At 50.3% G+C, this 14192-nt stretch carries 5 protein-coding genes; all 5 read left to right on the top strand.

Annotated elements, in window-relative coordinates; all coding sequences use genetic code 11:
* Window positions 1-29: 29 nt before the first annotated feature.
* Window positions 30-785: a hypothetical protein gene (locus tag ACFPOF_RS16790; protein WP_378134667.1), complete on the top strand. Its 756-nt coding sequence runs from the start codon at window positions 30-32 to the stop codon at window positions 783-785.
* A 67-nt stretch (window positions 786-852) separates the two neighbouring features.
* Window positions 853-4716: an S-layer homology domain-containing protein gene (locus tag ACFPOF_RS16795; RefSeq protein WP_378134669.1), complete on the top strand. Its 3864-nt coding sequence runs from the start codon at window positions 853-855 to the stop codon at window positions 4714-4716.
* 95 nt (window positions 4717-4811) lie between these two features.
* Window positions 4812-6179: a dicarboxylate/amino acid:cation symporter gene (locus ACFPOF_RS16800; protein WP_378134671.1), complete on the top strand. Its 1368-nt coding sequence runs from the start codon at window positions 4812-4814 to the stop codon at window positions 6177-6179.
* Window positions 6180-6499: 320 nt separating this feature from the next.
* Window positions 6500-13603 carry an RCC1 domain-containing protein gene (locus ACFPOF_RS16805; RefSeq protein ID WP_378134673.1) on the top strand — a complete coding sequence of 2368 codons (7104 nt, stop codon included), beginning with the start codon at window positions 6500-6502 and terminating at the stop codon, window positions 13601-13603.
* An 81-nt stretch (window positions 13604-13684) separates the two neighbouring features.
* A partial coding sequence (locus tag ACFPOF_RS16810) for a S8 family serine peptidase (protein WP_417286517.1) occupies window positions 13685-14192 on the top strand: 508 nt, incomplete at its 3' end.

Genomic DNA, 14192 nt, shown 5'->3' on the forward strand with positions numbered 1-14192 from the left:
GCTCACTGAGCGAAAGGGATGGATCACACATGAACAAAATCGCAACCTCCAAGCTAAGCTTGTCCTTTATCATCGCTGTACTGGCGTTCGCCGTATTGACTTACGCAGCCGTATCCGCCAATAAGAAACCGCAAGCTGAGCAACCGGCAGCAGAGCAAGCTGTATCGACGGAAGCGCCCGCTCAACGGGAGGCGCAGCCTGCATCGCCTGCAGCCGAGACGGCGCCTCAGCCGGAAGCTTCGGTCGTGACCGAAACGCAACAGCCTGCAACGGCAGCGCCATCCGACGCATCGGCCAATACGCAAGTTGCGGTGGCAGCAGAAGCTCCAGAAGCGTCGCCTGCTTCGGACAAATCCGAGAAGCCGGCCGCTTCTTCCAAAGAAGCGAAGCCTGCTCCTCAGCAACCTAAAGCGGTCGCTTCCGCTCCAACTGCGAGCGCTTCGAAGAGCGCCGCTCCTGCTCCAACAACAGCGCCAGCAGCGACACCAGCACCGGCGAAACAAGAAGAGAAAGCGCCGGCTGTCTCTCCTGCTCCTAAAGAAGAAGTACCTGCATCTTCGGCGCCGGCCTCAACGGAAACGAAGAAAAAATCCGTCACGTTCACGACGAAGTCCAGCAGCCAACCGAAAGCCGATGCTCCTGCCGCATCTTCCAGTTCTTCGTCTAGCTCGTCGTCAAGTTCGTCCAGTTCTTCTTCCGGTTCCTCGTCGTCCGGCTCGTCCGGTTCCGGTTCCTCGTCGTCCGGCTCGTCCGGTTCCGGCTCCTCGAGCGAAGAAGATTGCTAATCGCGGATTTACCGAATCTCTACGCTCAGAAGCATGACTACTTAAAAGAAAGAGAGGTTCTAAACCTATGAAATCATTCTCACTCAAGAAGCCCAAGCGGCTCTTATCTCTTGCTTTGGCAACAGTTCTGGCATTGCCCGCGTTCGGCGCGGGCATCGGCCAGGCGAGTGCGGCGGCTCCGCCTAGCGTTTCCAGTCATTATGATTATTTCAAAGACGTATACACGAATCTGAAGAACGTTGATTCTCATATTTTCAAAACGATTACGTACGAAGATCTTGTTACAATTTTGGGAAGCAAGGGAACGTTCGCGATTCTGATCGGCGGAGCATGGAGCGATGAGACGCAAGCGGACATTGGTTATATTAATGAAGTTGCCAAAGCAAACGGCGTTAAAGAGATTTACAATTTCGACACGAGATTGGATGGGGCAAGCCCGGGATTGGATATTGCCGTCACACATGATCCACTGACAGCAACATCCGTCAATGGAGGCAACACGACGACCAACTATTTTGACTACACAGAATATTATGTTGAGTTGGTCAATAAATATTTGACGAATTTGACGACGTTGTCTTCCGTATCCGCTTCTTATGTGAACAAATCCAAATTGGTGACTGGTACAACGCCGATTCAATCGTCGGTCGTAGCACAAGGAAGCGCCAAGGCTGTACAATCGCCTTACTTGCTTATTTACAATAAGGATCACAAATTGAACGGAGAAAACGCGCCGGTCGTTTCCTATCTGGAGAAGCACGGACCGAGCAACGCGACGTCTTATACTTGGGATTCATACTTTAAGGATAATGCCACTAATGTAACCAATTATAAAGCACAAGTAAAAGCGGTTTTCGATGAAGCAACCACTGAAGGGTATGCTCCGAATAACTTCGATAAGTTGAATAGCTGGGATTTCATCGGACCGCAATTCAACAGTCATAGGGCAAGCGGATCAGTTGAAATTTTCCCTTCCAAAACAGTAGACGGCAAAGTCGTTCCTGACCTCGGAGCAAACAATGAATACGAGATCGATTCCACGCTTGTTTTCGAACATGTGACTTACCACGAAGTTAATAAGCTGTTGGCGAGCTCTGGCAGGTACGCGTTGTTATTCGGAGGTTCTTGGTGCCCGAACACGCAAGCCGAGATTAGATGGATCAACCGCTACGCGAAGGCACATAACATCGATAAAATTTATTTCTTCGACACGCGTCTGGATGCCGGCGTCGGTATGACGGTCCGTACTCCAACTGCAAGTACTCACGATGATGGCACAACCTTGCAAATTCGTGACCATCAAACGGCTAATCCGCTGGCCTATTTGTACGGGGCTCTTGTTGAAGCGAATTTGAAAAATATTCAAACTTCTTACCTGATTACAAGCAATAGCAAGGTAACTTTTATCGATCCGGCCACATCGCAATCGAGATCGGTAAATAAACTGCAAGTTCCGTATCTCTTCACGTTCGATAAAGACTACAAGGATTCGAACAATAGCCCGGCTCCGATTCTCGGACACGTAGAGATCATGAATACATGGCCGAATACTTATACGGGCACAGGAGCGCAGTATTCAAAGTACGACGCTGCCGCAAACTCTCTCTTTTCCAGATTTGAAGGAGTGCCTCCAACTGGCTTTAACGTCGTAGGCGTAAGCGCAGCAGGAGCTGCCGATGGGCAAATTACCGGAGTTTCCGGTGGCGGAGTCATTGAATATCGGTTGAAACCTGCCGAAGGACAAGAGACGGCCTTCACACCGATTACTGGAACTACCGTGACAGGTTTGGCGGCAGGCACCTATCAAGTGCGTTTTGCTTCCAAAGGCTTTAATACTTCTTACAATCAGTCGACGGGGACCGGTACAGTAACGTATGCGGCAATCAACAATAATTATACGGAAGTAACTATTCAGAGTCCTCAGTTGCCTCCGACGGGATTACATGGCGTGAAACCTACAACGACCGCCAATGACGACGGTAAAGTGACGATCGATGAAAGTACAGCAATCGAAGGGTTGCAATACAGCGCTTCGCAGGGCGGAGCTTCTGTTGACGTAAGTACCAGAACGATTTCCTCATTGCAACCGGGTACTTACTATTTCTGGTATGCGTCCAAACCAGGTTTTAATCAAAGCGAAGCAACAGAAGTAATTGTACCAAGTTATAGTGAAGTTTCTCCGCCGTCCGGATTGACGGCAAAGGCTACGACAAGCCTGGAAAATAACGACGGCCAAATTGAGGGCGTTACGGCTTCCGATTATACTCTTCAAATTAAAAAGCAATCGGATGCAGTAGAGGCTTACACGAATGCGGTTGCTGTTGATGGGGCGATTAAAAATCTGACCCCGGGTGTCTATCATGTTAGATATGACGCGCATGGCGAGCTTCAAGCCAGCCAGCCGGTCACTTTAACGGTAAGAGGCAACCAAGCATCTCCTACAGGACTGTTGGGTGTAGCTCCGACTGCAGCGCTTAACGACGGGCAGATAACGGGCGTAAGCAGCGCATTGGAGTATCGAATAAAGGATACAGGGAATTATCAAAGCGTTACGGGTTCCGTTATTGCGGGGCTCGCGGCAGGCAGTTACGAAGTTCGCGCCAAGCAAACAGAGTTGTACGTGGAAAGCGCATCGACGACAGTCAATGTTCCAGCCTATGTTCCACCGACAACAACACCAACAACGCCAACGGCCCCAACAACTACAACACCGCCAGTTGATAATAGCGGCGTCGTATCGACTCCGGGCAGCGGCAACACCGGCACGGTAACGGCCAAAGCACCGGCGAAGACGGACGCTGCGACGGGCGACACGTTGGCGAACCTCTCCAAGGAGACGGCGGCTAGCATTGTCAGCAATGTGAAGAAATCGGAAGCAGAGGGAAGAGCGACTGTCGTTGAAGTGAAAGTCGAGACGACGGAGCAAACGAAGTCTGCGCAATTGAGCATCCCGAAAGAGTCGTTCGCCGAAATCGCCACCGGAACGAAAGCGAATGTGAAAGTCGAATACGGCAACGTAGGTACGATCTCTTTCGATCCAAAAGCGGTTCAGACGATTAACGCGGCGACGGGTACCGGCAATGTCAGCATCATCATTGCGAAGAGCGAACTGACGCCGGAAGGCAAAGAAGTGCTGGGCGATCGCCCGGTGTACGACTTCACGGTTTTTGTCGGCAACGACAAAGTGTCTTCCTTCGGCGGCGGTGTGGCGAATATTAGCCTTCCTTACACGCTGAAGGCGGGAGAAAATCCGGAATCCGTTGTCGTTTACTACGTTAACGATGCAGGCGAACTGGAGACGGTACGCGGACAATTCAACGCAGCGACCGGCACAGTCAACTTCTCGACGAAGCACTTCTCGCAATACATTATCGCGTACAATGCAGTAACGTTCGACGATGTCGCAGCTACGTCCTGGTACGGCAAAGCTGTCAGCTACTTGGCGGCTCGCGACATAACGGGCGGCACGGACGATACGCACTTCAGCCCGAACGCGGCGTTGACGCGTGGACAATTCATCGTGCTGTTGCTGAAGGCTTACGGCATTCAAGCGGCAGAAGCAGGTGCGGACAACTTCGCCGATGCTGGCAACAAGTACTACACGGGCTATCTGGCAGCAGCCAAGAAGTTGGGCATTGCAACGGGCATCGGCGACAATCAATTCGCGCCGGATCAATCGATCACCCGCCAAGAGCTGTTTACGCTGCTCTATCGTTCACTCGGTCTGCTCGGCGAACTGCCATCCGGCAAAACGGGCGCGACAGTATCGTCCTACAACGATGCCAACCAAATCTCAGTCTATGCGCAAGAAGCGATTCAGTCGCTCGTGGAAAGCGGCGTTATTTCCGGCAGCAACGATAAGCTGGACCCGCGCAGCGTAACGACGAGAGCGCAAGTCGCGCAAGTGCTGTACAATCTGTTGTCCAAGTAAGCCGAGTCCGCGCGACTCGAATGTTCAAGGGGACGGGGAGCCTGCGGGCTTCCCTTTTCCAGTGCTGCAATCATTCTTAGGAGGGTCTGACCGACATGAACGACATCCAAAATAACTTGCTATCGGCGATCGAGACCAACTGGTACAGCTTCGTCACTTCGATTTTCGTCTTCTTCATTCTTTATTTATTGGCCAAAAAACGCGTAGGCTTCGGCTCGAGGGTCATCGTCGGCCTCGTGCTTGGCTTGCTGGTAGGCATTCTTTTTCAGAACCTCGACTACGAGACGAAAGGGATCACGACGTTCGGCAGTATTTACGTCAACCTCATTCGTATGCTCGTCATTCCGCTTGTTTTCGTGCTCGTGCTGAACAGTATCTCGTCGCTCACAAGTTTGGACTATTTGCGTAAAATCGGCTTTAAAACATTCGCATGGTTCCTCGGCACAACGGGTGTAGCTTCCATTATCGGCTTGCTCGTCGCATTGGCGTTTAACCCGGGAAGCGGCATTCAGCAAGCGGTACCGGAAGGTTTCGAGGCGCGTGAAATCCCGACGTTCTCTGAAGTCATTTTGTCTCTCGTTCCTTCGAATCCTTTTAACGAAGCGGCGGAAGGGAAAGTCGTTCCGATCCTCATCTTCGCGATCTTTATCGCTGTAGCGATCGTCAAAATCGGCTCCAAGAACGCCGAAACTGTTAAGCCGGTGCGAGATCTGATCCAATCGTTAACGCAAGTGCTTCACCAAGTCGTGAAGTTTGTCATCCGCCTGACACCATACGGAGTATTTGCGTTGATAGCGGGCATCACGGCCAAATACGGCTGGGATACGCTCGAGGAACTCGGCAGCGTCATTATCACCTCGTATGTGGCGTTAATCATCCATTTCGTGCTCGTGTTTGGCGGCCTCGTGCTTCTTGTGGCGAAAGTTAACCCGATTAAGTTTTTCCGCAAAATCTATCCCACTATCGCTGTCGCTTTCACAACACGAAGCAGCTACGCAACTTTGCCTGTGAATCTCGAAGTGATCACGAAGCGGTTGCACGTATCTCCGCGCATCGCAAGCTTCGTTGCTCCGCTCGGCGCATCCGTCAATTTCAACGGCTGCGGCGGCATCTGGCCGGCCATCGTCGCTGTGTTCACCGCGAAAGTATTCGGCATCGACCTCTCTGCAACCGACTATATTATTCTGGTTGCCGTCAGCATCATCTCTTCGATCGGCGTCGCAGGCGTTCCAGGCCCGGCTGTTATCTCGACGACCGTCGTACTGACCGCTCTCGGTCTGCCGCTCGAAGGCATCGCCATCGTCGCCGGCGTCGAAGCACTCATCGACATGGGCCGCACGGCAATCAACGCGACAGGCACAACCGTCACATCATTGCTCGTCGCGAACTCCGAAGGCGAATTCGACCGCGAAGCGTTCAATAGCAAAGAAGACGACGAAGAGATTGCTTTGGGTACGGCTTGATGGAAGAGTGTGACAATCGTTATGATAGATGGGCTCCGTGTGAAAGTTGCGAAGGGCTTGAATAAGTGAGAACCTCGAAGAATCTCGATTTATCGGGGTTTTTTTCTTTATGTAGCACTACCTTTTTAATACATATATCTCAGTTTATACATAAAATGTATTGAGGAAAAAAATATTTTTTTTTGGAGCGGTTAATTCGACGTGGATCGACACAATCATACAATGTTAGTCAATGACAGAATCTTCCATGGGTAATATGATGTGTAGTGGATTTTGTCGAAACATGATAAAAGTCACTAAGCTGAGGGAGCGACTGTCGAATGTTTCAGAAGAAACGTAAATGGATTCTGCTCATGATTTTCAGTTTGATTGTTCAAGGGTTTGGAGAATTTGTATGGCCGGCACGAACAGTTGAAGCTGCTTACGATCCTGCGCTTCAACCGGCTGTTATTGCATCGGGAAATTACCACACCTTGTTTGTGCAGACTGATGGAACTGTTAAGTCTAGCGGGTACGATGGCGGAACAGGTGCTTTGGGACTAGGGAGTACGACATCAAGCTACGTTACACCAACTGTAATTAACGGGCTAACAGGTGTCAGGCAAGTTGCAACGTACGGTTATAGTTCCTATGCGCTATTGCAAGACGGTACAGTTAAAAGCTGGGGACAGAATGCTAGCGGTCAGCTAGGACTAGGAGGTACTTCGAATACATACACGCCTACCCTTATTTCTGGATTGACCAATGTCAAACAAATTGTGGCAGGGAACGGGTTTGCCATTGCCTTGTTGACGGATGGCACGCTTAAGGGATGGGGAACCAATACGTACGGGGAACTTCTGGGCGCTGGGGTTTCCACGACACCTGTCACATTATCCGGGATTTCGAGTGTTAAGCAGATTGCCGTGGGGGACAAGTTTGTCCTTGCTTTGTTGACAGACGGCACTGTGAAGTCTTGGGGTTACAACAATTATGGGCAGCTTGGTCAAGGGGATATCTCGAATCGTTCGACGCCGACAGCGATTACAGGGTTAACGAATGTTGTTCAAGTTGCAGCGGGGAACTCCCATGGACTGGCGCTATTGCAAAACGGAAATGTTCAGTCGTGGGGCTATAACGGATATGGCCAGTTGGGCAACAATAGCGCAGTGGATGCTAAGTCGCCAATATCTGTTTCTTCTCTTTCAAACGTCAGATCGGTAACGGCAGGGTACCATGGTTCAATGGCTGTTCTGAAGGACGATAGCCTAAAAGTATGGGGATACAATGGTAATGGACAACTCGGAACCAACGATGTCGTCAACAAATTACTGCCAACATCCGTAAACGTGGACTTTCGAATTGCGCACGGCTATGTTGGCAGCAATGGAAGTGCTTTTGTAGTAGGCTATGAAAATAAAGTGTATGGCACAGGTCAGAACAGCAACGGTCAATTGGGGATAGGGGATTCCTCGAATAAATCGCTGTTTACTTTAGCCTCGACGCTTCAAACATCGGCTTACCAGATGGATATGAATTTATCGGTAGATACAATCAATCTCCAAGTAATTACCAATTCAAGCTCCTTTTCATCTTTCCTGATTCAAGATGGGCGGGTTTGGGCTTGGGGCTATAACTCTAGCGGGCAATTAGGCTTGGGAGACATGACAGCCCGAACTACGCCGACGCTAGTGCCGGGACTAACCGGAGTCAAGCAACTGGTTGCTGGACAGCTTCATACATTAGCCCTGATGGAAGACGGAACGGTGAAAGCCTGGGGACGCAATGATAATGGTCAATTAGGTTTGGGAGACATGATAAATCGAACGACGCCAACACTAGTGCCGGGACTAACCAGAGTAAAGCAACTTGTTGCGGGCGGTTCTCATATGTTAGCCCTGATGGAAGACGGAACGGTGAAAGCCTGGGGCAATAACGCTAGTGGGCAATTAGGCCTGGGAGACATGACCCCCCGAACTGCGCCAATACTAGTCCCAGGGTTATTTGGGGTGAAGCAATTGGTTGCGGGATATTCTCATACGTCAGCTCTGTTGGATGACGGAACGGTGAAAGCCTGGGGCACTAACGCTAATGGCCAATTAGGCTTTGGAGACACTTTCAACCGAATTGCGCCAACGCTAGTGCCGGGGCTAACCGGTGTAAAGCAAATTGTTGCGGGTGGTTCTCATACGTTAGCCCTGATGGAAGACAGAACAGTAAAAGCCTGGGGCTATAACGCTAATGGACAATTAGGCTTGGGAGACACGACAAACCAAACTGCACCAATACTAGTGCCAGGGCTATCGGGTGTGAAGCAACTGGTTGCGGGATATTTTCATACGCTAACCCTGATGGAAGACGGAACGGTGAAAGCCTGGGGCTATAACGCTAACGGACAATTAGGGTTGGGAGACACGAGCAACCGCACCGCGCCAACGCTAGTGCCGGGGTTTATCGGTGTAAAGCAACTTGTTACGGGCGATTCTCATACGTTAGCACTGATGGAAGACGGATCAGTGAAGGCCTGGGGATCTAACTCTTATGGCCAATTAGGCTTGGGAGACACAGCAATCCGTGCTACGCCAACGCTAGTGCCGGGACTAACCGTTGTAAAGCAAATTGTTGGGGGTAGTTCACATACTTTATACCTGATGGAAGACGGATCAGTGAAGGCCTGGGGATCTAACTCTTATGGCCAATTAGGCTTGGGAGACACGACAACCCGAATTACGCCAACGCTAGTGCCGGGACTAACTGGTGTAAAGCAAATTGTTGCGGGCGGTTCTCATACGTTGGCCCTGATGGAAGACGGAACGGTGAAAGCCTGGGGCTCTAACTCTTATGGCCAATTAGGCTTGGGAGACACGGTCAACCGAACTGCGCCAACGCTAGTGACTGGGCTAACCGGTGTAAAGCAACTAGTTGCGGGCGGTTCTCATACGTTAGCCCTGATGGAAGACGGAACGGTGAAAGCCTGGGGTTATAACTATAATGGTCAATTAGGCACGGGGGATACGACAAATCAAACTGTGCCAATGTCAGTGCCAACGATAACGGGAGTAAAGCAATTGGTTGCGGGCGGTTCTCATACGTTTGCCTTGATGGAAGACGGAACGGTGAAAGCCTGGGGTTATAACTATGATGGTCAATTAGGCTTAGGAGACACGACAACACGGACTGCGCCAACGCTAATGCCAGGGCTAACCGGTGCAAAGCAAATTGTTGCGGGAGACTCTCATACGTTAGCACTGATGGAAGACGGAACGGTGAAAGCCTGGGGCTATAACAACAATGGTCAATTAGGGTTGGGAGACACGAGCAAACGAACTGTGCCAACGCTAGTGCAGGGGCTAACCGATGTAAGACAACTGGTGGCAGGCAGTTCTCATACATTAGCCCTGATGGAAGACGGAACGGTGAAAGCCTGGGGCTATAACGTTTATAGTCAATTAGGCTTGGGAGACACGTCAAACCGAACAGCACCCATCCCAGTGCCAGGGTTATCGGGTGTGAAGCAACTTGTTGCTGGACAGTATCATACGTTAGCTCTTATGGAAGGCGGAATGGTGAAAGCTTGGGGAAGTAACAACAGTAACCAACTCGGAGTTCTTAGGTCTCCATCTTCTCCAACACAAGTGGATCAATTTTTGTACAAGGGGATTAGTATTCAAGCAACTGTTAACGGACCTGTTGGGGAAACATTGAATGCGAAGTACTACTTAGACACTGAAGCTGAACAAAGAGAACAACAAGCAGTTAAGTTGTCGGATGGTTCTGCCTTCGTGAAGTTCCAGTCTATCGCCAATACCTCCCTTAAGAAAGGTACACACACAGTTCGTGTCGTCATGAACACGATGTACCAATCGGTAGAGAAAACAGCGACGTTCACGGTTCAAGACGGAGCGATGAGTTCAGATACGCTGGATGCAACGTCAACGGCCACAAGCATCCTACTCAAAGGCAGGACTGAAGACCAAGCATCTCAGCTAGCCGCCAGCCCTTATCAATATTCGATAAATGGACAATCGAGTGGTTGGCTTGCCCCTTCTGTACAACTAAATTCAACCATATCGAGCCCTGCACTTGATATGCCGGGTGCATCCAATAACACAATTACACGTCTATCCAACGACTGGTGGATAATAACAGGATTTACCGGAGTGCCGAGTACTGGTGCGCTCTTCTATGTCTCCAAAGATCAAGGTAGGACGTGGACTCAACTTGCAAGTCTAGCAGATGCTAATATTCAATCAGCCCCTGTTATTACGGCAAGTGGGACTAAAGTAATTGGTCTCGTACGTTACGGAGCAACGGCTGTTCGTACATTTACTTTTGATGCGCTCACACAAAATAATATTAACATTTTCAATCAAACTGTAAATTTAAGTACCGCCAACTCTGACATTCCGTTGACAAAAAGTTTAGCCATTGTAGCAGATGATGACGGTATTGTGCATGCAGTATGGTCAGCTAAAAAGACAGGAGATTCAAATAACCTTTTTTATGCAAAGAGCATGAATATCGGGCAATCTTGGTCAACTGTTTCACAGCTGACAACGGATAACTATATTGCCTATCAATCGACAAACCCGTCCATTGTACTTGTAAATAAATCTCCGGTTATTTTTTACGAGAATCTCAAAGGTGGTGCGAATCAGTATATTACTGCAATGGTGTGGAATGGGACTACCTGGATTTCTAATAATCCTGTTAGTTCTTCTTTCACGCAGCAAGATCACAGTGAGTACGTAGATGGTAATAATGTGTATCTAGTGTGGTCGGGTGAGGAACCCTCTGAATTGAGAGGAAATATTCGATTCAGGAAGTCCACAAATGGTGGAACAACGTGGTTGCCTGAGATTAAGCTGACAACAGGAAATATATATTACCAGGATACACCAGTTATCACTGCGGATACACAAGATCAGCTTTTTGTCGTCTACAGTGGAATTGACCCTGCGGTTAGTACAACGACGAAAAATATACGCGTGCTCACATCGGCAGACGGTGCATCTTGGTCAGCGCCTATCTCACTCACTAATGCAACAAATGGACAGATGAGTCAGCCAGTCACTCTAGTGGGCAAGCAGCGGCCAGTGCTGAATAACAAACCAGTTGTCCTATATAAAGACACGGCCAATAATCGAACTTCTATTCTAGGTAACTTCGAATTGGGTTCAACCTTCACTGTAACAGGTTTGGTCTCAAACACAAAATATACGGCGAAGTTTGAAGTCAAAGACAGCAGCGGGAACGTACGTGCGACCACGAAAGAAGTATATACACTAGCGGCTGCTCCAACAGTAGCGCTGCAACAAGTTGCAGATCAGCCGGCGAAGCTGGTCATCACAGATAGCAATCCTAATATTACAAAATACCAAATCACAGCTGGTAACAAGTATCTTACCACAGAAGGCCAGCTTGTGAATCAGCCGGTCAACCTGGTGCTGCAAAACAAGGCAATCTCGCTCACAAAGCTGGATAGTAAGAAAACATATAGCTTCAAGGTTCGCGCTGTAAACGAAGAAGGCGTCTATACGAACTGGTCCACGGCTGTTCGTGTCGGGCCGCCTGCCTTGCCGCCAGCGATGCCGAAAAACGTCAAAGCCCAGCCGACGAGCAATAGCGTTACGCTAAGCTGGTCGCCAGTATCGGAAGCGACTTCTTACGAGGTCGAAGTGGACAACCAGGTGGTACCTGTTGCAGTAGGTCGAGTGCTCTCGTATAAGCATAGTTCACTTGAAGCCAACACTTTGCACCAATACCGCATTCGCGCTGTTAAAGACGGCACACCAGGGGCCTGGAGTGTGCCCATCTTTTCGCGCACACTGATGCTCGCACCAGTGTACCCGAACACAATTGTGCCTGCAGCCACCGCCAAGACGGTTACGGTAACATGGAATGCCGTAACGGGCGCGGTCGCTTATGAAGTCGAGTGGGACGGACAGCTATTTACCGCAGGCAAGCAGCTTACGTTTAAGCAAACGAACTTGCCGATGGGCAGCCGCCATACATTCCGCGTGCGTGCCATTAACGCCGGGGGAAAAAGTCCATGGAGTCCATCGCAACTCATCAGCACGACAAACACACTGCCAGACGTACCGGTACCAAACGAACCGCTCGTGGGCGATAAGTCTGTTGCCCTCAGTTGGCCAATCGTAGCGGACGCTTTAGCGTATGACATTGAGGCAGACGGTGCTATCGTACAACTGAACGATACGACAACCGCTTCGTTTAGCGGACTGACGCCAGGCTCATCACATACGTATCGTATTCGTGCAGTGAATGAACTGGGCGAAGGTGCATGGAGTGCGCCAGTCGCTATCACCACGTTTAAGCTGGCCACGCCAGCAAGTATTGTCGAAACCCTTTCGGATATATCGATTGCACTCCAGTGGGAAGCGGTAGCTAGTGCAGCTTCTTATGAAGTCGAAATAGACGGGCAAGTCGTGGGTACATCAACACCTAACTATACGAAGACGGGACTCACGCCAGAAACCGCCCATGCATTCCGGATTCGAGCGATCGGAGCCACCGGGGAAAGCGCGTGGACAAAGTCTCTGCTTTATACCGCTATGCCGGTAAAACCAGCCGTACCACTCAACGTATCGGCGACCGCATCCAGAGACCAAGTGTACTTGAACTGGAGCCAAGTAGCCGGCGCACTCGGGTACGACGTGGAACTCGACGGTGTTGTCATCGTGGACAATTTTGATGGGACGAGTTACGTCGATACGTTGCTCAATCCGTTTTCGACCCATCAATACCGCATTCGTGCCAGAACGGACGCCATCGAAGGGGACTGGAGTCCGCTCGTAACGCTGCGTACGTTGCCGGATCGGCCAACGATCCCAAGCAACATCGCGGTTACGTCTACCGCCAACATCGTCACGTTGAAGTGGGACTGGGATCCGACGGCAACGAAGTACGAAGTCGAAGTGGATGGGCAAGTATTCAGCACCAATCTCAAGAACGAGTACCAACACCGCCGGGTAGCACTCGGTTCGGAGCATAAATACCGCATTCGCACAACCAACGTGAGTGGCGTTGGTGATTGGAGCGGCTATATCATCAACAATACGCTGGTCGCGAAGCTCACCAAAGCCAAAACCGTAGACATGGGCATGGTCGGCAAAGACATTATGGACTTCAGCCGCTATACGCTCAAAGTGACCTATGATCCGAACGCCATTGAAATTGTTGACTTGTCTACTTTAACAAGTAAGAAGGAACTCACAACCGGTCGCATCGCAGGAACGGACGTCATCGTCACTTCTTTCCGCCCAGGCGAAGCCGTGTTCACGTGCGACAAAGCAATTGCACTTGATGAATCGTGGACTGGTGTCATTAACAGCATTCAGATGAAAGCCAAAGTATCCGGCGGCTCCTCGATCACGTACAGCGTGGTCGAGCGTCCGGAGACGGTTATTAACTTGCAGCCGTAACAGTTCTCGAAAAATTGATAGATTAATAGATACCATTTTCTAAAGCGGATTTTATCCATTACATTTTCCTTGGAGGCCCTTATGAGCCGATTGATGCGATATTTGGCAGCGCTCAGTTTACTGACGCTGCTTGCCACGACCTTGCTTTCCGATTTCAGCGTATACGCAGCGCAGAACGCGCAGCAACCGAAAGCCGCTTCCCGAGATAAAACCGAACTGCTCGTCAAATACAAGAGCGGCGCACAAAGCCAGACGATTAACAGCAAAGTGAAAACAAAGCTCAAGCTGGGGAAGCTTGAGTCCAAGCGTAAGTCGAAAAAGAACCGCATCGAAGTGCTGCAAGTCGGCGACGGAGATAACCTGGATCAGACGATCACAGAACTGAAAAAGGACCCGAACGTCGAGTACGCACAGCCGAACTACAGGCTAACGATCAGCGAAGCACCGCAAGATGAGCGCTTTGCGGATCAATGGGGCCTGTCCAATGTTGGGCAAACGGTAGGTTCGCAAGCCGGCACAGCCGGTGTCGATATCGATGCGAACACGGCATGGGGGCTGACGCTGGGCTCACCGTCCGTGCTCGTAGGTG

Source organism: Cohnella soli (assembly GCF_042655525.1).
Lineage (GTDB): Bacteria > Bacillota > Bacilli > Paenibacillales > Paenibacillaceae > Cohnella > Cohnella soli.

Coding starts and splice junctions, on each gene's coding strand:
- ACFPOF_RS16790 (WP_378134667.1), top strand. CDS start 30: ATGAACAAAATCGCAACCTCCAAGCTAAGCTTGTCCTTTATCATCGCT.
- ACFPOF_RS16800 (WP_378134671.1), top strand. CDS start 4,812: ATGAACGACATCCAAAATAACTTGCTATCGGCGATCGAGACCAACTGG.
- ACFPOF_RS16795 (WP_378134669.1), top strand. CDS start 853: ATGAAATCATTCTCACTCAAGAAGCCCAAGCGGCTCTTATCTCTTGCT.
- ACFPOF_RS16805 (WP_378134673.1), top strand. CDS start 6,500: ATGTTTCAGAAGAAACGTAAATGGATTCTGCTCATGATTTTCAGTTTG.